The following is a 19,739-nucleotide window of genomic DNA, read 5'->3' on the forward strand; positions in this document are numbered from 1 at the left end:
GGCCGGGCCGGGTCGGCCCGGCCCGGCCCGCGACGGCGGCATGACCGGCATGACCGGCATGGGGCGGATTCTCAGGGGGTGAGGCGGGCGGCCAGGGCGGGCAGGAGGCGGAGGGCGTTGGTGCGGCCGATCTCGGCGCGCTGGGCGTCGGTCCAGCCGTCGAACTCGGCGAATCCGTTGGTGTTCTCGGTGGTGTGGGCGGCCGGCATGAAGGGGTAGTCACTGCCGTAGAGGATGTGGTCCGTGCCCGTGAGGCGGGTCAGGGCGGGGAGCGCGAAGTCGTTGGCGGACATCGCGATGTCGAAGTGGAGACGGCCGAGGGTGCCGATGACGTCCTCCGGGGCGCGGTCCTTCAGGTAGGCGCCGATGGTGGTGCCGTAGGTGAGGCGGCGGGCCAGGAACGGGAGGGTGCCGCCTGCGTGCGAAAGGATCATCCGCAGGTCGGGCAGGCGGTCGAGAACGCCGTTGAAGAGCAGGCTGGCCGCGGTGCGGGTGGTCTCGAAGGTGAACTCGTAGAGGGAGACCGGCAGGTCGAAGGTGGCGAGGTCGCGGCTGGGCGGGGCGGCCGGGTGGACGTGGACGGCCGCGCTGCGCTCGGCGATCTCCGCGAAGAGCGGCTCGAACTCGGGGTCGCCGAGGTAGCGGTGACCGTACGAGGTCAGGACGCCGACGCCGTCCAGGCCGAGCTCGTCGAGCGCGTAGCGGAGCTCCTCGCGCGCGGCGGCCACGTCGGGCAGGGGCAGGATCGCGAAGGCGCCGAAGCGCGTGGGGTACTCGCGGACCAGTTCGGCGAAGTACTCGTTGACGCGGCGGGCCAGCTTCGGGGCGTCCGGGCCGTCGAGGAAGGTGACACCGGGGGCGGTGATGGACAGGACGGAGGCGGCGATGCCGTGGGCGTCCATGACCTCCAGGCTCTGCTCGGGGGTCCACGTCGGGTAGTCCACGCCGGGGATGGCCTTCCGGTCGCCGAGGGCCTCAGCGTAGAAGGGCGGGATGGCGTGGTGGTGGACGTCGATCAGACCGGTGGGTGCGGGCATGCGGAGGCTCCTGGCGTGAGGACGGGTACCGGCGAAGCCTTCGCCGTTCGACGGGCTTCGCGTGGACCATAAGGCCGCGCGGGGCGACTGCCCTCGGTGCGCGGCCTCCGCCTGTCAACTCCGGAGCGTGGCGGTCACCGCGGGGGCGGTCTCCGGACGGCTGCCCGGCACCTTCCACCACAGGAGCCAGGCGCCGGTGGCGAAGATCAGCATGTTGGTGGCGATCAGCCCGGGGTGCCAGGAGGTTCCCAGGTCCGTCAGATGCACCCCCGCGGCGAGGAGTCGCTGGAGGGTGAACCACAGGACGGCGTCGGCGACGACGAGTACGGGCAGGACCCGTTCGGGGCGCCAGCGGGGGCGGGGCAGGGCATGGCCGAGCGCGAAGAGGATCAGGACGACCAGGGTCGGAATGTTGAAAGCGCGGAGGTAGTGCTTCATGAAGTTCCACGGGAGCAGGGTTCCGATCAGCAGCAGCAGGGCGAAGCAGCCGCCGAAGCGGATCAGCCGGGCGCGGGACGGGCTCGAAGGCGACGGCCCGGGGGCGACGGCCGCGGCGGCGGTCGGCGGTACCGCGGAACTGGCGGCCTGCGGCGTTCCGGCCGCCCGCGGTTCGGCCGCGGGCGGGGCGAATACCGGTGCCGGTGCCGGGACCGGAGCCGGAGCCGGAGCCGGTACGAAGGCGGGCTCCGAGGCCGCCGGGGCCGTCATCCTCGGGGTGGACGCCGGCGGCGGAGCCGGGGCATCCACCGGGCCGTCCGCAGGCCCGGGCCGGCTGCCGTGCGCCAGCCGCTCCAGCTCGGCCAGGGCGATCTCCGCCGTGGCCCGCCGGTCCGGATCCTTGGTCAGGAGAGCGGCCAGCAGCGGCGCCAGCGCTCCGGCCCGCAGGGCCGGACGCGGGTCCTGGGTCGCCACCGCGATGCACAGCGCGCTGAACGTCTCGCCGCTGAACGGCGCTTCGCCCTCCACGGCGGTGTAGAGCGTGGCTCCGAGGGCCCACAGGTCGTTGGCCGGGGACGGCGGCCGTCCGAGCAGTTGCTCGGGCGCCATGAAGGCGGGAGTGCCCATCACCATGCCGGTCCGGGTCAACACCGTGGTGGCGTCCGCCATGTGTGCGATGCCGAAGTCGGTGATGATCACCCGGTCGTCCATCAGCAGGACGTTGTCGGGCTTGAGGTCCCGGTGGACGATACCGGCCTCGTGGGCCCTGCGCAGCGCCTTGAGCATCGCCAGAGCCATCCCGGCGGCCTGCGGCACCGGCAGCGGTCCGTTCCGCGTGAGGGCGGTGCCGAGGGAGACCCCGATGACGTACTCCATGACGATCACGGGCGCTCCCCCGTGCTCGACCACGTCGTGCACGGTGATGATCCCCGGGTGGTTGAGGCGGGCGCTGGCGCGGGCCTCACGGAGCACCCGCTGTACGAGATGATCGCGTTCGGCGTCGGAGACGCCCTGCGGGAGCAGGACCTCCTTGACCGCGACCTCACGGCCCAGCGTCTCATCGCGCCCGCGCCAGACCCGGCCCATGCCGCCTTGGCCGATCAGCTCCAGGAGCCGGTACCGACCCCCGATCAATTCCCCGCCCGTAGCGTTCACGGGGATCACCATAGGCCGAGAAGGGGTGGCGCCGAGACAACTGCCGTCACCGCCCAGGCGACTTGGGGCACCGGGAACGGAGGGGGGCACCTTCTCCCCGTGCCGTCGGCCACGGCACGGAGCGGACCGCGCCCGGTCATTCCCACGACCCGCGGGGGCCGTCCGGGTCACAGGGGTTCGCAGGGGTTCGCGGCCGCGCCGCCCTGGACAGGATCGACGCATGTACTCCGTGAAGACCGTCCTGACGGCCACCGCCGCGATGCTCCTCGCCCTCGCCGCTCCGGCCGCCGCACTCCCCGCGGCCCCCACCGCCGCGGCCGACCCCCCTTCGTCCGCCGCCCGCCCCTGCCACGGCGCCCCGACCTGCTACGTCGATGTGACGGTCGCTCAGGTCTGGGTGAGCCCCGAACAGGTCCGGCCCGTGGACGCTCCGGCCACCACCAATCCCGCTGACATCCGAAGCTGGCTGACCACCATGTCCCTGGACGAGCGGCGCGAGGTCGCCGGGGAGACGCAGGCTCTCCATGGCGGCCGCGTGACCGTCGACCGCACCGAGTGGCACGGCGGTCTGCTCTGGGACCACGTATGGGTGCACGACCAGCCCACTCCCAGGGACCAGGCGGGGCTGGGCGCCTACCCCGGCTGGATTCCCGACCGGCAACTGACCTCGGAGCACCGGCGCGCGCCCGGCGGTACGCACGAGGAACGAGTCACCCGCCCCACGGCCCGGGGCTACGCCACCGCCCGGGCCGCCCTGGCCGGCCACGAATCCGGGCAGGCTGGCGAGTACTCGTACAACACCTCCTTCCCGGTGAAAGCCGGCCCGCTGCCCGGAGTCGTCACCGCCTACTCCCCCGGCGGTGGCCCGCTGTTCTTCCGGGCCGGCGACCTGGCGAGGGTGCCGGCCGCACCGAGCGGCGCGGACGTGGTCGCCGCCGCACGCGCCTTCCTGGGTCTGCCCTACCTGTGGTCGGGCACCTCCGGATTCGGCTACGACTGCTCCGGTCTCACCGGCCAGGTCTACTCCGCCCTCGGCGTGACGATCCCCCGGGACGCCCAGCCGCAGTTCGACGCGGGCGGCGGGCAGGTTCCCGCGGGCTCGGCCGCGGGAGTGCGGATCAACGGTACGGAGGACCTCAGGCCCGGCGACATCGTCGCCTTCCGGCCCGCCACGGGCACCGAGGTCACCCACGTCGGCATCTATACGGGGACGAGGGACGGCGAACCCATGATGATCAACTCGCCTCGTACCGGGGACCCCGTCCGGGAGGAGCCCATCGGTTCCACCGGGCGCGTCTACGTGGGCGCCACCCGCTTCCTCACCCGCTGACGCGGCGTAGGGGACTGCCCTGCGGCAAATGGGGCGCCGCGAACCCGTCGATCTCCCAGTTGCCGCCGCCGAGGGACGGACCCCACCCCCCTGGGGTCGCCGGGCGCGGGCTACCGCCGCGCTGTCAGGACATCGGTCCCGATGACATGTGGTTCCTCGTGGACGGGGGCGTCAGGCTCCGATGGCGGGTGCGGGCTTCGCCATCCCGAGCTCGTGCACGTCGATGGCCTCGCGGACGGCGTTCGTGAAGCCGTTCCAGAAATGGGCCTCGTTCTTGGTCGTGACGCCGTTGCCCGTGCCGGCGGTGGCCCTGCGGTTCTCCCCGCCGTCGAAGGTGCCGAACATCGCCCGCCGGAGCTCGGTGGAGATCTCCAGCTGGGCCCCGGCTCCGGTGCGGGTGCGGTTCACGAAGTTCTGGGGGTCATCGCCGTTGATCTCCGAGTCGGCCGCTGCCATGGTCACCTGGACGGACAGATCGGCGTTGTCGCCGCGGAGCACCAGACCGTTCTTGTCGAAGGCCCAGGCCAGGTTGGCCATCAGCCGCCGGTCACGGCCGCCGATGAGGATCTGGTTTTTCGGGCCGCCCTTGGGGCTGAACCCCGCTGTACGAGCCCGGTCACGGGAGCGGGCATGGTGGCACCCGGCCCCTCCTTGTGGGAGTAGCCCGCGATGGCCAGGCACAGTTCGCTCGTGCCCGCTTCGATGCCGCCACCGTGCGGGGCGAGGATCGCCGTGCTGCGGACGGCGATGCTGGACGACCGCAGATTGTCACCGAAGTCGGGCCGGGCACTGCACCGGAAGCGGCGCGTCCAGTCAGTTCCTTCCTTGAAGTCACCGCTGGTGTAGAGATCGGTGTTCGAGGAGAAGCGCTCCGGGACGGGAGAAGCGGTGGTGCCCTCGTCCGCTGCGGCCGTACTGCCGTTTCCGGCCAGGTCGTTGAGCAGGGGCAGGGTGGCGATCGTCGCCGCCGCAGAGGTCAGCACACTGCGCCGACTGGTGAGATTCATGCGGTGATCATTACCGATGTCCCTGCCATGGCGGAAAGTGGACGGGCAGGGTCCGGGCGAGACGCGGCAGCGCCGCACCGGTTGCACACCGGCGCGGCGCTGCGTGGTTCAGCGGTCAGGCGGTCAGGCGGTCAGGGCTTGACGTTCACGCCGGCCCAGGCGGCGTTCACCGCGTTGACTTCGGCGCTGTTCGCGCCGTAGAGGTCGGTGGCCGCCTTCAGAGTGCCCTCGCGGGCACCGTGGTAGTCGGTGGTGGACGTGAAGTACGCGGTCAGCGCCTTGTACCAGATCTGAACCGCCTTGTCGCGGCCGATGCCGGTGACGGTGGAGCCGTCCACGGTCGGGCTGTCGTAGTGCACGCCGTTGATGTCCTTCGCGCCGCTGCCCTCGGCCAGCAGGTAGAAGAAGTGGTTGGCGACGCCGGAGGAGTAGTGCACGTCGAGGTTGCCGACATCGGTGCTCCAGTAGTCGGCCGAGCCGCGGCCGTCCTTGCTCGGCTTGTCCTGGTAGCGCAGCGGCTTGCCGTTGCCGAAGATGTCGATCTTCTCGCCGAGCAGGTAGTCGCCCTGGTCCTGGGCGTTGTTCGCGTTCCACTCCACCGCGGTGCCGAAGATGTCCGAGGTGGCCTCGTTCAGGCCGCCGGACTCGCCGGAATACTGCAGGTTCGCGGTGGCGGAGGTGACGCCGTGGCTGAACTCGTGGCCGGCCACGTCGAGCTGGGTCAGGGCGTGCTGGTTGCTCGCGCCGTCGCCGTAGGTGATGGTGAAGGACTGGTCGTCCCAGAAGGCGTTCTGGTAGGCGTTGCCGTAGTGGACCCGGGAGACCGGAGCCCGTCCGTCGTTCTTGATGCCGTTGCGGTGCAGGACGTTCTTGTAGAAGTCCCAGGTCTGGGCTGCGCCGTACGCGGCGTCGACGGCGGCGGTCTGGTTGTTGGCGGGCAGGCCGGTGCCCCACTTGTTGTCCGCGTCGGTGAAGACGGTGCCCTTGCCGCTGGTCTTGTGCTTGAGGTCCACGGTGCTGGAGCCGCCGCGCACGCTGTCGACCAGGGAGTAACCCGACGACGTCTTGGTGGTGTTGAGGCTGACGGTGCCGCTGTACTGGCTGGCGCCGGTACCGGCCGTGGCGGCCGCCGCACTGCTCGGCGTGGCGGCCACGGAACCGCTCTTGGCGGTGATGCCGTCGGTTATGTCGGTGATCAGCTGGGCCTCGTACAGCTTCCGGCCGGTGTTGGCATCGGTGACGACGCGCAGTCGGCTCGGGGTGACGCCGTCGCGCTGGGTGCCGGTGACGAAGGTCTCGTAGGCGAGGACGGGCTTGCCGTCGGCGGCCCAGATGACCTTGCGCGGGGCTTCGCCGGTGGCGGCACCCGTGGTGTTCGCGGCCTCGGCAGCCTGGACCGCGGCGGAATCGGCGGCGGTCGGGGGCAGCTTCGGGGTGACCGAGGCGACCTTGATGTCGGCCTCGGTGGCCTTGGTGACCGATGTGACGGCACCGTCGGCGCCGCTGTGGACGACGAGGTCGCCGCCGAGGACCGGAAGACCGGCGTAGGTGCGCTCGTAGCGGGTGTGGACCGTGCCGTCTGCGTCCTTGACGACGTCCTTGACGACCAGCTTCTCCTCGCCGTCGAGGCCGAGCGATACGGCGGTTGCCGCAGGGGAGTTGGCTTCGTTGGGCTCCGGGACGGCACCCGCCGACGCGGCGGATGCGCCGGCCGCGAGGAGGCTGCCGGTGAGGACGGCGGCGCCGGACACGAGGGCGAGGCGGCGAGCCCTGCCGGCGGTGGGGGTGATCGAGAACATGCGTTTTCTCCAGCGAGTCGTGGGGAGTTGGACGGGATCGCCGTCCACCTCTGCAAGGAGGAATGCCTTGATGAGCACGGAGACTCGCAGGAGGCCGTGGACATGTCACGGGGCGCAAATGGCGGTTCGGCCACTCATGTCGGATTCGCCGCCCACCTCTTCACGGGATGGACAAGATCCCGATACGCGCCGACACAGATGCCACAGGAATTGGCAACATGCAGGAAAAGAAGTTCCGCAGAATCACAGGGAACTGACTGTGGCTCACCACCCTCAGCGGCATCCCACGGTGAGCCGGCCGAGTGCACGGCAGGCGTCCTCGATACGGGACGGTTTCGTCCCATATTCGGACAGCGCTTGCATGCGGGCCGAGCGCGCCGACCGGATGCGGCCATGGCCCCCGTACTCGTATCGCGTCGTCACGTAGATCTGCCGCGTGTTTCGACCATGCGGTGTCGGGCCGACAACCTCCGTGCGCTCGGCTGTTGATCCGCTGATCCGCCGCTTCTGACATCGCACGGGCGATCGCGCGTTCCCGCGCGCCTCACGCCGCCTGCCCTCCCGCTCGTGTACACGTATCACCTCCCTGGGCGATGACTCGTGTCATGCTGCCGCGTCGACGAGGTCTTCCCATGCCGGAAACCCCTCCCCTGCTCCACCGAACAGGCCGGATTCCACTCGGGCCTGGCCCGGGAGCCGGACACGGACGTCTCCGCGCTGCGGGCATCGCCCGAGTTCGCCCGGCTGCGCGGCCGCCTGACCGAGATCATGCGCGGCTGAGGCGTCCCCGCCCGGCCTCACGGGGCGGTGCTCACCCGTCGGTCTTCGGCTCCGTGTTGCACACGTGCTGCGGAAACGTGAACCGGATGAACAGGCTGTGGCAGGCTGCCCGGCCAAGATCCGGATCACGCCGGCAGCGGTTGGCGTTCCTCCCGGAGCCGTTCCGAGGAGCAACCGCCGCACGGAACCGAGGGTCCGGCCGCACCATCGGCCGCGGCCACGCCGGCCGACCCCGCGGCGCCGGGCGCACCCGCGACGCCCGTAGGCCCCCGTGGCAGGCGTGGCACCCGCCACCGCCCCCAGAACGCAGCGCTGTTCGCAGTACGCCGCCCTGTCGCGGCCGCCCCGCAGCTGCTACTTCCCCCTTCAGTTCCGAGGACCCCCTGATGCAGTTTTCCCTGCCCGCGGGCGCCTCGTCGTGCTCGCCTGCTCCCTCGCCGTGGCCCTCAGCGCCGCCGGCCTCACCGGAGCCACCGCCTCCGCCGCCGACCCGGTGGCCCCGTACGGTCCGCAGCCGCCGCAGAACCCGGCCACCGCGGCCAACGGCGCCGCGACCATGCACGGCGACAGCGGCACCACCGGCTACCCCGGGCCCGGGGTAGCCGACGTCAACTACGCCCGTACGGCGCTGGCTTCGGCCTGCCCCACCGTGGTCGTGGGCGGCGACGGCTACGTGACGGCCCCGTGCACCACCGTCTTCGGCCAGACGCCGACCGTCCACCTGCTCGACCCCGCCACCGGAGCGGACCTCGCCTCCCTCGCCCTGCCGAAGGGCAGTCTCTTCGGCGGCGTCTACGCCTACCTCGACAACGGCGACCGCCTCGTCGTGGTCGACGACGACAACGACCTCCTGCGCATCGGCCACCACCGCTCCGGTTCCGGATGGGCGCTCCGGATCGACCAGTCCACCCCCTGGGCGACGCCGTCCCGGCCGGGCACAACATCGTCGGCCTGACCCCCGCCTGGGACGGCAGGGTGTGGTTCGCCACGAGCGGCGGCGTGATCGGGACCGTCGACACCGGCACCGGGGCCGTACGCAGCATCAGCACCGGCGAGGGCGTCCAGAACAGCATCTCCACGGTCCCCGGCCGCACCGCCGTCGCCACCGACCACGCCCTCTACCTCTTCTCCGCGGCCCCCGACGGCACACCCGTCGTGGACTTGGCGGGCCCCCTACGACCGCGGCCCGGCACGCAAGCCCGGCCAGCTCAGCTGGGGCACGGGCACCACCCCGAGCTTCTTCGGACCGGGCAACGGCACCGAGTACGTCACCATCGTCGACAACGCCGCCCCCCACGCGAACCTGCTCGTCTACCGGGCGGCCGGCGGAGCGGACCCGATCTGCCGGATCCCCGTACTCACCCAGCACGCCCGCAGCGGCACCGAGGACGCCGTCATCGCCTCCGGCCGCAGCGTCTTCGTCACCAACACCTACGGCTACCCCTACCCGGCCCTGCCCGAGGGCGCGCCGGCCAGCCGGCCCTCCTCCGCGAACTTCGACGGCGGTCTCAGCCGGATCTACGTCAACGACCGGGGAACGGGCTGCGAGGTGGTGTGGAACAGCCCGGTGAAGTCCGCCGCGCTGCCCCGCCGCTCGCTGGCCGACGGCAAGATCTACACCGTCTCGGTGACCGGGCCGACCGGCAGCGCCGGCCTCAACACCTTCGCCCAGTACCACCACGCCGTCATCGACCCGGCCACCGGCGCCCGGCTCAGCGGCTCCCACCTGGGCATCGGACTGGATCTACAACCCGCTCCAGATGCGGGGGACGGCCGCCCCCGACGGCACCCTCCACCAGGGCACCGAAACCGGAGTGGTCCGCTTCTCCAAGCGCTGACCACGACACCTTGCCCGAAGCGATGTCGGCCGCATCGCTTCCCGCGCCCGCATCGACGAACTCCCCGTCGATGCGGGCGCGGTGGCGCGTCTCACCGGTTCGGGCGAGAGACCTGGTGCGCCCCGCCCCGTCTGTGGTTGTCTGGGCCCATGACCGTACTCGTGACCCGTCGCCACGTCGACTACGTGCGTGTCACGACCACGGGTTGTCCCGTCACCGGCTGACGCGGCGCCGCGCGGCACCGTCCCGCGCTTCTCACCAAGCACCCCACATTCCCGTCGTACGCGGTCCAGTCGTACGCGGACCCGCGTACCCGCCCGCCCAGCCTGCTGCGGCCGCGGCTGTCGGACGCGCTGGTCACGTGGCGGACTGCGCCCTGAGGCGAACCCCACGCGCCGCCGCGCCGGCCGCCCATGTCCGCACCACCGCACAGGATGCCGCGCATCCCTTCCGGCTTCCTGCGCCCGTCTGCCCCGCCATCCGCACCCACCGCCGAGGAGACCCATGAGCCAGCCCATCGACGCCGTCACCGCGGGCCACACCCCCGAGAGCGAGCCCGCCGGATCCGGGACCCCGGCCTGGTCCTTCGAGACCAAGCAGCTCCACGCCGGCACCGCCTCCGACCCGGCCACCGGTGCCCGCGCGGTACCGATCTACCAGACCACCTCGTTCGTCTTCCGTGACACCCAGCACGCCTCCGACCTCTTCTCCCTCGCCGAACCGGGGAACATCTACACCCGCATCCACAACCCCACCCAGGACGCCTTCGAGCAGCGCGTAGCCTCCCTCGAAGGCGGTGTCGCGGCCGTCGCCCTCGCTTCCGGGCAGGCCGCGGAGACCCTGGCGATCCTGAACCTGGCCTCGGCCGGCGACCACATCGTCTCCAGCGCCTCCCTCTACGGCGGTACGTACAACCTGTTCCGCCACACCCTGCCGAAGTTCGGCATCGAGGTGTCCTTCGTGGAGGACCCCGACGACCTCGACGCCTGGCGGGCCGCCGTACGCCCGAACACCAAGGCCCTGTTCGCGGAGACCCTCGGCAATCCGCGCGGCAACGTCCTCGACGTCCGCGGCGTGGCCGAGGTCGCGCACACGGCGGGGCTGCCGCTCATCGTCGACAACACCGTTCCCACGCCGTACCTGTTGCGCCCCATCGAGCACGGGGCGGACGTCGTCGTCCACTCCGCCACCAAGTTCCTCGGCGGGCACGGCACCACCATCGGCGGCGTGGTCGTCGACGCGGGCACCTTCGACTTCGGCGCGCACCCCGAGCGCTTCCCCGACTTCACCGAGCCCGACCCCAGCTACCACGGCCTGCGCTACTGGCCCGCCCTCGGCGCGGGCGCGTACGCGGTCAAGCTGCGCGTGCAGCTGCTGCGGGACCTCGGCCCCGCCATCGCACCGCACTCGGCGTTCCTGCTCCTGCAGGGCGTGGAGACGCTGAGCCTGCGCCTGGAGCGGCACTCGTCGAACGCCCTGGCACTGGCGCAGTGGCTCGAAGCGCGTGACGAGGTCTCTGCGGTGCACTACCCCGGCCTCCCGTCCAACCGCTGGTACGAGGCTGCGCGCCGCTACCTGCCGCGCGGGGCCGGGGCCGTCCTCTCGTTCGAGCTGCGCGGAGGCGTCGAGGCGGGCCGGCGGTTCGTGGACGGACTGGAACTGTTCAGCCACCTCGCGAACATCGGCGACGTACGCAGCCTCGTCATCCACCCCGCGTCCACCACCCACAGCCAGCTCGACGAGGCGCAGCTCGCCGCCACCGGCACCACCGCGGGGCTCGTGCGCCTGTCGGTCGGCATCGAGAACGCGGCCGACCTGAAGGCCGACCTGGAGGCAGGCTTCCGCGCCGCGAAGGAAGCGTCCTGAACCCGGCCGGGGCGGCCCCGGCCATCGCGGTCCCCCTTCCCGCCACCGGTGCGTGGCGGGAAGGGGACCCGTCCGGGGGCCGTCAGTGGTACCGGCGCACACAACCTCTGGCGCTGGAGGCGGGCGGCGTGCTCCCGGGGGTACGGCTGGCGTTCGAGACCTGGGGGCGGCTCGCGCCCGACCGTTCGAACGCCGTCCTTGTCCTGCACGCGCTGACCGGGGACAGCCACGTCGCCGGCGCCGCAGGCCCCGGCCACCCGACCGCGGGCTGGTGGGACGCGCTGGTCGGTCCGGGCCGCGCACTCGACACCGACCGGTGGTTCGTGGTGGCGCCGAACGTACTGGGCGGCTGCCAGGGAAGCTCGGGGCCCGCCTCCCCCGGCCCCGGCGGGGGCGCCTGGGGCAGCGCCTTCCCGCGTCTGTCACAGCGCGACCAGGTACGGGCCGAGGTCGGACTCGCCGACGCGCTCGGCATCGGGCGCTGGGCCCTGGTGATCGGCGGCTCCATGGGCGGCATGCGGGCGCTGGAGTGGGCGGTCGGGGAACCCCGGCGCGTGGCCGCGCTGTTGCTGCTCGCCTGCCCGGCGGCGGCGAGCGCGGAGCAGATCGCCTGGGCCGGCGCGCAGCTGCACGCGATCCGCGCCGACCCCCACTGGCGGGGCGGCGACTACCACGGCGCCGGACCCGGGCGGGGGCCGCACACGGGTCTGGGCATCGCCCGCCGCATCGCACACATCACCTACCGGTCGGCCGGGGAACTGCAGAGCCGCTTCGGCCACGAGGCCCAGGCCGGGGAGCAGCCCCGGCTCGGCGGCCGGTACCGCGTCGAGTCGTACCTCGACCACCAGGCCGACAAGCTCGTGCGGCGGTTCGACGCGGCCAGCTACGTGGCCCTGGTCGAGGCCATGAACACCCACGACATCGGACGGGGCCGCGGCGGCACGCACGCCGCCCTCGCCCGGGTGCGGGCCCGGACGGTGGTGGCCGGGGTGGACTCCGACCGCCTCTACCCCCTCGCGCAGCAGGAGGAGCTGGCGGCGGGGATTGCGTCGGCGGACGAGGTCCGGGTCGTCCGCTCCCCTTACGGGCACGACGGATTCCTGCTGGAGACCGAGCAGGTCGGAGGGCTGGTACGGGAACTGCTGGAGGGCGCAGCGGCGGAGCCGCGGGCGCGGTGACGGGGTGGACGCAGTGCGCCGGTCCCCCGGTACGGAAACGGGTCCGGCGGATCGTCGTGGGAGCCACCGGCCCTCCGGTTCACGCAGGCTGGGGCGTGAGGCGCTTGAGGCCCTTGCGGTCGTAGTACCTGGTCATGGCGAAGCCGAACAGCAGTGCCAGGACGATGCCGATCGCGATCATGATCCACGAGCGGGTGAGTCCGGCGTCGCCGCGGGCGTCGAAGTAGAGGATGGCGCGTACGCCGTCGCTGAGCTGGCGCATCGGTTCGAAGTAGGACAGGAACCGGTAGAACGCGGGGACCGCGTTGAGGGGGACGGTGGCGCCCGACGACGGCAGGCCGAGCACGATGAACACGAACATGGAGACCAGTTGACCGATCCCGCCGAAGGCGGCGTTGATGGCCTGGACCCCCAGGCCGACCGCGAGGGCCGCGCAGTAGGAGTAGATCCACAGCAGCGGCAGGTGGGAGGCGTCCATCCCCAGGATCGTGATGCAGGCCAGCATCACGAGTGCGGAGCTGACCAGCGTGATGCCCGCGGTCATCACCATCTTGAGCATCAGCGTCTGTGTGCGGTTGATGGGTACGGTCGGACGCCGGGTGTGCCACGGGCCGATCTCGTTGTCGGCGTAGCCGAGGGCGGTGTCGACGCCATTGCTGATGACGTTGCCGCCCATGAACCCGGCGAGGACCAGCAGCAGGGTGTAGTAGAAGGCTGAAAGGCCGAGACCGCTGTGGGTGCCGACGGGGTGCCCGACCTGGGTGACCACGTCGACCGGGTCGGCGAGCAGCACCTTCGTCGTCGGGCTCGCCTGGGCGCCGGCGGCCTGTGTGAGCCGGCGGCCGACCGACTGCGACGCGCTGTGGGCCGCCTTGGTGCTGATCTGGCTCGCCAGGGAGGATCCGAGGCTGCCCTTGCCGGGGTTGGTGAGCACGATCATGGTCGGCCGGTGGGTGGCCCCGGACGTGGTCAGCGCGGCGACGGCTTCCGAGAATCCGGCCGGGACCACGAGTGCGCCGTAGACCTTCCCCGAGTCGAGCTGGTCCTGGGCCTGGGCACGGGTCATCACGCGCCAGTCGGCCTTGCCGCCCGCGGTGTCGGAGGCGATGGCGGCGGTGACCTGCCCGCCGAGGTCCTGCTTTCCGGTGTCGTCGTCGACGAGAGCGATCGGCAGGTCGCGGAGGTGCCCGTTGGGATTGACGATGCCGCCCATGTAGAGCAGGGACAGCAGGAGGGCGAGGAGTCCCGTGAGGATGGTGGGGACCACCCAGATCTGAGGGCGGCGCAGCAGGGTCGCGGCGGTGGCTTCGGGGGCGGCGGGCGCGGACATGGGTCTCCGTTGCTTCCCGGTGGGCGGGCATCGAACGACGGTCGGCGGTCGGCGGTCAGTGGCAGGCGGTCGGCGGCAGCGGTCGAGTCGACGACCGGGCGAAGCCCTTGGCCGACGACACCCCAGCATGCCCTCCCCCACCCCCCGTGCCCGCGCCCCGCCTCGCCCGCCTCCCTCCGATGCACTAGGGGGTGTCTTGTCGATCAGGCCGGGCTCGCGGCGTCCGGGGGTCCCGGGGGTGGTGCGAGTGTCCCGCGGTGGGGTGGGTTCGGGCGAGAGGGTGCTGGTCACGGGCCTGGGACGGGTGTCCCGTCCCAGGGAAGTGCCCGACTTCTTCCCTGGGACCGCCGGGGGTCCGTAGGGCCGTACCCGGTGTGGAACAGTCCTCCCTGCCGCCGCACATCCCAGCCGCGGTTCGTCATGGCCGGGCTGCTGACACGGCCTCACCACGCAAGAGGAGAAGCCCTGATGCGCAGAAGGCTCACCGCCCTCGGCACCGCCGTACTGATCGCGGGACTCGGCCTGGCCACCGCACCCGCCGCCTCCGCCGCCCGTCCCGGAGCGGTCTGCGGGCAGTACACCACCGACGAGCCGATGCTCCGGTACGGCGACAGCGGCCCCGCGGTCAAGGCCTTGCAGTGCGAGCTGAACCGCAACCTGCGCTGGAGCAACCTCGACGTCGACGGGATCTTCGGACAGCAGACGTACAACGCCGTGATCAGGTTCCAGAACAGCGACTGCATGGACATCGACGTCGACGGGATCGTCGGTCCGGTCACGTGGAACCTGCTGGACCGCTGGAGCACCACCGCCCAGACCATCTGCTGACCGGCTGCCGCCGGGGTGAGCCGCTGTCCTGCCACATCGTGCGGCTGCTCACCGCGGGCGAGCGGTGACCCGGCAGTCGGGAACCCTCGCGTGATCGACCTCCGTGGCAAGCTCCGGTTCCAGTTCCAGTTCCACAGCTCCAGAGCGGGCGGTGGTCGCGCTGCATGGCGGAGAAGGACTTCACCTACGCCAAGCCGATGGACGCCGACCACGACCCGCGTTTCCGGCCTCGGCCCGATCACACCGTGGCCTCGGTGGAGACCGCCACAGCCGTGGCGGACCCGGGCTGCCGCACCGCCGGACACGTCACCGAGACCTGGCACGCGGCGGAAGTCCGCGTCCAGCAAGAGTCCATCGCCGGGCACAGAGGCGCGCTGGACGCCGACCGTCAGGCCCTCGACCGTTCCCTGACCGTCGCCGCGCAGGTGTCGGCCGCGGCAGGTCCGCCGCGGCCAAGCGAGCGTGCGTGCCAGGCCCCGCCGGCCAGACGGGACTTTGACGACACGACCTAGCGCCCCCGCCGCGGGGGCCCGGGGCTGATCCACTCGTCCGGTCGCCCCGGCGCGCCCGCATCAACTCCGAAGGAGAGAGATGAAGTTGCACCGCAGAGCGCGTGCGCCCCTCGCGGCCCTGGCCGCCGGGGTCACACTCAGCGCGCTGCTCCACACGACCGCTCGGGCCCAGGACTCGGGCACGCCCGCACCGGTGCCCTCGGCCAAGGCGGCCGCCGACCCGATGCGCATACCCGCCCCGGACCGCGACAAGGTCCTGGGCAAGGGCTGGCAGAAGTCGGCCGACCGGGCCTGGACCACCAGCGGCGACGGCACCGGCTTCCATGTCCTGACGGCGGTCAAACGCGACGGGTACGCGTGGCGCACGGCAGCCACCCTGTCGGAGCCCGGCTTCGACGCCGACACCTGGATAGGCAACGCCTGCGTCACCGGCTCCGGTACGCGGGCCGTCGTCGCGTACGCGCCCCGTACGTTCACCAACAAGCCGGATCTCATGGCGCGCGGAGCCTTCGCCGCCGTCGTGAACCTCGAGACGGGCGCCGTCACCAAACTGGCCCACCAGGTGTCGCTCGCGTACTTCTCCCCGGGCTGCGGCACCGGCGATAAGGCCGTCTTCACCCAGGCCGGCGGCGAGAGCCGCAATGCCACCCGCCTGATCACCGTCGACGCCGCGACCGGTACGGCGGCCCGGCCCCTGGAACTGGCCGGGCAGGTCACGTCCGCCGTCCCGGTGGGCGACGCGATCGTCGCGGCGGACGCCAACCGCCTGGTACGGATCACCGCCGACGGCAACCGCACCCAGATCGCCCGTACACAGGCGATCCCCTTCCTCCTCAAGCCCGACGCGCAGGGCGGCGTCGTCTACATGGACCGGGGCCGGAAGGCGGGCTCGACCGGCCGGGTGCTGCGCGTCGCGGCGACGGCTCCGGCGACCGTGAGCCGCATCCCCTTCACGGCGGCAGCGCCCGCCCCGCCCGCGGCGGCGCCGGCCGGGCCGGAGCTGCTGGCCACCGGTGATCTGACGGGGATGGACCTCACGTCCAGTGCCACCGGGCACGTGTACGTCACGGGCAAGGCGAAGGCGGCCGCGACGCTCCCGGCCACGGTGCACCTGCGACCGGACGCCCCGGCGGACTCCGTGGCCACGACCCGGGGCGAGTCCCTCGTCACCAGGACGGCCTGGGCCGACGGAAACGCCATGGCCACCTCGTCGCCCGGCCGGCCGGCGGCCGTCACCCTGGCGACGGCGGCCACGGGCAAGCCGTACGGCTTCACGGTCGGACCGAACGCGGGAGCCCTCAACACCTCCGACGAGGGCTCCCGGCGCTCCCCGGCACTGCCCGGTCCTGACGCCGGCCCCGGCACGGCGGCCCGCGCAAGGGGACAGGCCGCGGCAGCGGCGGCCGGAGTCACGGCAGGCGGTGTCGCGGCGGCCGGTGCCGCGGCAGGCGGCGGCTTCGACGACGCCCAGCGCTACTGCGCGGTCGCCCGCAACGACCCGGCCAAGCAGGCGATGCAGCCCAAACCGCGCCAGGTCGAATGGGCGGTGGACCAGGCGATCACCGGGAACCTCAACAAGTGGATCTCCCGGCCCGCGAACTGGAAGAACCTGGGCATGGCGGCGTACCAGCCCCAGTTCCTCTTCCCGCTCCACGACCTCGACGGCGGCGGCCGCATCCCCGCCCAGGTGATGCTCGGCATCACCGCGCAGGAATCCAACATGTGGCAGGCCTCCCGCGTGGTGGTTCCCGGGGTCACGGGCAACGCGCTGATCGGGAACTACTACGGCATCAAGTACGCCTCCAGCGGGCAGCAGATCGACCCCTGGGGCATCAACTGGTCCGAGGCGGACTGCGGCTACGGCGTCACGCAGGTCACCGACGGCATGCGCCTCGCGGGGAAGGAGAAGACGGGCGAGACGGCGATGAGCGTCACCCGGCAGGAGGCCGTGGCGCTCGACTACACGGCCAACATCGCCGCAGGCGTGAACATCCTCGCCGACAAGTGGAACGACACCCGCCGCGCGGGGCTGGTCGTCAACAACGGGGATCCGAAGTACCTGGAGAACTGGTTCTTCGCCCTGTGGGCGTACAACTCCGGCTTCTACCCCCAGTCCAAGGCCGGCGACAACCACGGCGCCTGGGGACTGGGGTTCACCAACAACCCGGCCAATCCGCTGTGGAAGGCGAACCGCAGGCCCTTCCTGCAGGCGGCCGGCGGTGGGGACAACTACGCCGACGCCGCGCACCCGCAGGACTGGCCGTACCAGGAGAAGGTGCTGGGCTGGGCCGCCCGGCCGCTGTCGGCGATGGAGTCCCCGGGCACGATGGTCGCCGGGTACCGGCAGGCCTGGTGGAACAACGACTACTACCGCACCATGGTCAAGCCGCCGGAGGGGCTCTTCTGCACGGCGGACAACCAGTGCGACCCTTCCAAGATCGGCCCGGACGACAGCAACGATCCCGGCAAGGGCGCCTGTACCCGTGACGACCTCTACTGCTGGTGGCATCAGCCCGTGACGTGGAAGAACTGCGCCAACGGCGAGTGCGGCAACGAGACCCTGCGGTTCAACGCCACCTATCCGGAAGAGGCGGACGGTACGGCGTACCCGCCCAACTGCGGCGTCGGGGGGCTTCCGGCCGATGCCCTGATCGTCGACGACGTCCCCGCCGGAACCCCGGTGCACCGGCCCGCCTGCACCGTGCCCACCACCACGGGCACGTTCAGCCTCGACTTCGGCTCCGAGTCCGCCCAGATCGACCTGCACCAGCTCGGGGCGGGTTTCGGCGGCCACTTCTGGTTCGGGCACGCGCGCGCGGACGACGAGACGGGCCGGCGGCTGAAGCTCACCGGTACGTGGAACCTCGGCAGGCCCATGCCCGGAGGCCAGGCAAAGGTCCTCGTCCATCTGCCCGACCACGGATCCCAGACCCAGGAGGCCACGTACGAGGTCAAGACGGCGCAGGGCTGGCAACGTGTCGCGCCGCTCAACCAGCTGCTGGCAGGGGCGAAGGGGACCAATCGGTGGGTGGAGCTGGGCGCGTACCAGTTCGACCAGTCCGTTCCCGAGGTCCGGCTGAGCAGCTGGAGCATCCAGGGGAACGGCAGCGACGACATCGCGTTCGACGCCGTCGCGTTCGTCCCCGGCGACTACTCCGGCATGCCGTCGATCTCCTTCCCGGACGACGACCCGAACGCGCCGGACATCGACTACGACGTCCAGCCGCTGGATCCGGCGTCCGCTCCCGTCTTCACGTCGGCGACGCTTCCCGGGGCGGCCAAGGCACTGAGCAGCGCCGCCGCCGAAACCCCGCAGAGCTGCGCGGACGCGATGAAGAAGGCCAAGGCGGGCAAGTCGCTGTGCGTACGGCAAGGCGCGCCGGCGGCGGCTCCCGCACAAGGTGGACCCGCCCAGGCGCCGTCTGCGGGGGACACGGCCGCCCCGGGCGCGGCTGCCCCGGCCGCCGGAGCGTCGTGTCCGCTGCGGCAGAACGTCTTCAACCGCTACCTCGCCTGCTTCGCGAACACGACGCCCATCGAGGTGGTGCTGCTGAACAACGGCAGGCCCGTGGGGAGCGCCTTCTGGAACATCGAACAGCGCATCCAGCTGTACAAGGACGAAAACAGCATCGACCAGACCATCACGATCAACGCGTTGAAGGTGGACCCGGCGCTCGCCAGCGTGACGGTGGAGTGGGTGCCCAAGTGCACCGGTGCCTGCACCACCGGCAAGGTGCTGTGGAACGGTTCGCCGACCTGGGTGACCGGTGTCGACCAGCACTCGTCGACCGTCGGCGCCGCCCAGTACTGGACCGGCACGACCGGTGTCAGCCAGCTGAACCTGTCCTGGCAGTTCACGTTCCGCACGCCGTCCTCGCCCGACACCGGCATCCTGAACTGGTCGGATCCGGACGCCGCGGTGCGCTGCGACGTGATCATGGGCAATGAGGAAGTGCCGCAGACCAAGCCCGGCTGCGTCTTCAATCGGTACATCCCCACCCGTACGCTCAACACGGCCAAGCGTCCGGCGGCGAACGCCCTGTACTGGCTGCTGATGGAGAAGCTGAAGAGCCATCCCGGCAGCAAGAAGTACAACAGCCCGCTGCACCGCCTGGCCGACGAGACGGCGGCGCAGAGGAACAGGGACAAGATCTGCGACAGCACGTTCATCCCGCATCCGACGGGCACGGCCGACAAACCGTCGTGCGACGAGTACCCGTTCGCGAAGTCGCGGGAGAGCGGCGGCAGCACGCTCACGTCCGGGAAGGAATGCGCGCAGTTCTACGCCGAGAAGTCCGGGAACCGCTGGCAGCTGAAGTACGACACCAACTTCAACTTGCCGACCTGGCAGGAGCCGTGCGGCCGCGGAAGCATCCCGCTGCTCCAGAACACCGGCGCGGGAGGTGAGATCGGCCGCTTCACGACGGCCATGCGCCTGCACGACGGGGACGCCTACTTTCTCGACGTGCCCGGCTTCGCCAACTGCGGCCCCACGAGCTGCGACCTGCCCTAGCCGACCGGCGGGGGCCTGCCGGGGAACCTCTCCCCCGCCCCTCCCCCCCCGGCGACCCGGTTCCGACCGGGGACCGACCCCGACCGCGCCCGAGAGGTGGGCGCGGTGCAGGGGGCGGGGGGCGACCG

13 protein-coding genes and 1 pseudogene are annotated in these 19,739 nt (G+C 71.7%); 8 read left to right on the forward strand and 6 right to left on the reverse strand.

Going from position 1 to position 19,739, the window contains the following annotated elements:
- Window positions 1-71: 71 nt before the first annotated feature.
- The gene (locus ACFXGI_RS37795) at window positions 72-1,037 is read right to left on the reverse strand and encodes an amidohydrolase family protein (protein WP_384717317.1); all 966 of its coding nucleotides are present in this window, start codon (window positions 1,035-1,037) and stop codon (window positions 72-74) included.
- 114 nt (window positions 1,038-1,151) lie between these two features.
- On the reverse strand, window positions 1,152-2,630 hold the full coding sequence (locus ACFXGI_RS37800) for a serine/threonine-protein kinase (RefSeq protein ID WP_384717320.1): 1,479 nt from the start codon (window positions 2,628-2,630) through the stop codon (window positions 1,152-1,154).
- 220 nt (window positions 2,631-2,850) lie between these two features.
- Here ACFXGI_RS37800 and ACFXGI_RS37805 point away from each other — a divergent pair, with 220 nt between their 5' ends.
- The gene (locus ACFXGI_RS37805; RefSeq protein ID WP_384717323.1) at window positions 2,851-3,960 is read left to right on the forward strand and encodes a C40 family peptidase; all 1,110 of its coding nucleotides are present in this window, start codon (window positions 2,851-2,853) and stop codon (window positions 3,958-3,960) included.
- Between the two features lie 171 nt (window positions 3,961-4,131).
- On the opposite strand, the gene ACFXGI_RS37810 is transcribed toward ACFXGI_RS37805, so the two are convergent.
- From ACFXGI_RS37810 to ACFXGI_RS37820, 3 genes are all read right to left on the reverse strand, one after another.
- Window positions 4,132-4,497 (reverse strand): poly-gamma-glutamate hydrolase family protein, encoded by a 366-nt coding sequence (locus tag ACFXGI_RS37810; RefSeq protein ID WP_384717326.1) that lies wholly within the window; start codon window positions 4,495-4,497, stop codon window positions 4,132-4,134.
- Window positions 4,497-4,967, reverse strand: a complete 471-nt coding sequence (locus ACFXGI_RS37815) for a poly-gamma-glutamate hydrolase family protein (RefSeq protein WP_384717329.1) — start codon at window positions 4,965-4,967, stop codon at window positions 4,497-4,499. The genes ACFXGI_RS37810 and ACFXGI_RS37815 overlap by 1 nt, the downstream gene beginning before the upstream one ends.
- Window positions 4,968-5,098: 131 nt before the next feature.
- Window positions 5,099-6,766 (reverse strand): M4 family metallopeptidase, encoded by a 1,668-nt coding sequence (locus ACFXGI_RS37820; protein ID WP_384717332.1) that lies wholly within the window; start codon window positions 6,764-6,766, stop codon window positions 5,099-5,101.
- Window positions 6,767-7,366: 600 nt separating this feature from the next.
- Here ACFXGI_RS37820 and ACFXGI_RS37825 point away from each other — a divergent pair.
- From ACFXGI_RS37825 to ACFXGI_RS37840, 4 genes and pseudogenes are all read left to right on the forward strand, one after another.
- Window positions 7,367-7,546 (forward strand): hypothetical protein, encoded by a 180-nt coding sequence (locus tag ACFXGI_RS37825; RefSeq protein ID WP_384717335.1) that lies wholly within the window; start codon window positions 7,367-7,369, stop codon window positions 7,544-7,546.
- Window positions 7,547-7,964: 418 nt separating this feature from the next.
- Window positions 7,965-9,384 (forward strand): annotated as a pseudogene (locus ACFXGI_RS37830) (hypothetical protein).
- 504 nt (window positions 9,385-9,888) lie between these two features.
- Complete coding sequence (locus tag ACFXGI_RS37835) at window positions 9,889-11,250, forward strand: bifunctional o-acetylhomoserine/o-acetylserine sulfhydrylase (protein WP_384717338.1); 1,362 nt, start codon at window positions 9,889-9,891, stop codon at window positions 11,248-11,250.
- Window positions 11,251-11,273: 23 nt separating this feature from the next.
- Complete coding sequence (locus ACFXGI_RS37840) at window positions 11,274-12,428, forward strand: homoserine O-acetyltransferase (RefSeq protein ID WP_384717354.1); 1,155 nt, start codon at window positions 11,274-11,276, stop codon at window positions 12,426-12,428.
- Window positions 12,429-12,507: 79 nt separating this feature from the next.
- Here the strand turns inward: ACFXGI_RS37840 and ACFXGI_RS37845 are convergent, their stop codons facing one another.
- Complete coding sequence (locus tag ACFXGI_RS37845; protein WP_384717341.1) at window positions 12,508-13,758, reverse strand: YhgE/Pip domain-containing protein; 1,251 nt, start codon at window positions 13,756-13,758, stop codon at window positions 12,508-12,510.
- A gap of 468 nt (window positions 13,759-14,226) precedes the next feature.
- On the opposite strand from ACFXGI_RS37845, the gene ACFXGI_RS37850 reads away from it, so the two are divergent.
- The 3 genes from ACFXGI_RS37850 to ACFXGI_RS37860 all read left to right on the forward strand — a co-directional run bounded on the left by ACFXGI_RS37850 (window position 14,227) and on the right by ACFXGI_RS37860 (window position 19,611).
- Entirely contained in the window at window positions 14,227-14,586 is a 360-nt protein-coding gene (locus ACFXGI_RS37850) for a peptidoglycan-binding protein (protein ID WP_384717344.1), read from the forward strand.
- A 164-nt stretch (window positions 14,587-14,750) separates the two neighbouring features.
- A complete protein-coding gene (locus tag ACFXGI_RS37855; protein ID WP_384717348.1) occupies window positions 14,751-15,098 on the forward strand; it encodes a hypothetical protein in 348 nt (115 codons plus the stop codon).
- A 79-nt stretch (window positions 15,099-15,177) separates the two neighbouring features.
- A complete protein-coding gene (locus ACFXGI_RS37860) occupies window positions 15,178-19,611 on the forward strand; it encodes a hypothetical protein (protein WP_384717351.1) in 4,434 nt (1,477 codons plus the stop codon).
- The last annotated feature ends 128 nt before the right edge of the window (window positions 19,612-19,739 follow it).

The sequence above is a fragment of the Streptomyces sp. NPDC059355 genome, from assembly GCF_042752335.1.
Lineage (GTDB): Bacteria > Actinomycetota > Actinomycetes > Streptomycetales > Streptomycetaceae > Streptomyces.

What these genes read in the sequence shown, in the direction of transcription:
- ACFXGI_RS37805 (WP_384717323.1), top strand. Translation starts at nt 2,851, where the DNA reads ATGTACTCCGTGAAGACCGTCCTGACGGCCACCGCCGCGATGCTCCTC.
- ACFXGI_RS37815 (WP_384717329.1), bottom strand. Translation starts at nt 4,967, where the DNA reads ATGAATCTCACCAGTCGGCGCAGTGTGCTGACCTCTGCGGCGGCGACG.
- ACFXGI_RS37860 (WP_384717351.1), top strand. Translation starts at nt 15,178, where the DNA reads ATGAAGTTGCACCGCAGAGCGCGTGCGCCCCTCGCGGCCCTGGCCGCC.
- ACFXGI_RS37850 (WP_384717344.1), top strand. Translation starts at nt 14,227, where the DNA reads ATGCGCAGAAGGCTCACCGCCCTCGGCACCGCCGTACTGATCGCGGGA.
- ACFXGI_RS37855 (WP_384717348.1), top strand. Translation starts at nt 14,751, where the DNA reads ATGGCGGAGAAGGACTTCACCTACGCCAAGCCGATGGACGCCGACCAC.
- ACFXGI_RS37845 (WP_384717341.1), bottom strand. Translation starts at nt 13,758, where the DNA reads ATGTCCGCGCCCGCCGCCCCCGAAGCCACCGCCGCGACCCTGCTGCGC.
- ACFXGI_RS37810 (WP_384717326.1), bottom strand. Translation starts at nt 4,497, where the DNA reads ATGGCCAACCTGGCCTGGGCCTTCGACAAGAACGGTCTGGTGCTCCGC.
- ACFXGI_RS37820 (WP_384717332.1), bottom strand. Translation starts at nt 6,766, where the DNA reads ATGTTCTCGATCACCCCCACCGCCGGCAGGGCTCGCCGCCTCGCCCTC.
- ACFXGI_RS37835 (WP_384717338.1), top strand. Translation starts at nt 9,889, where the DNA reads ATGAGCCAGCCCATCGACGCCGTCACCGCGGGCCACACCCCCGAGAGC.
- ACFXGI_RS37795 (WP_384717317.1), bottom strand. Translation starts at nt 1,037, where the DNA reads ATGCCCGCACCCACCGGTCTGATCGACGTCCACCACCACGCCATCCCG.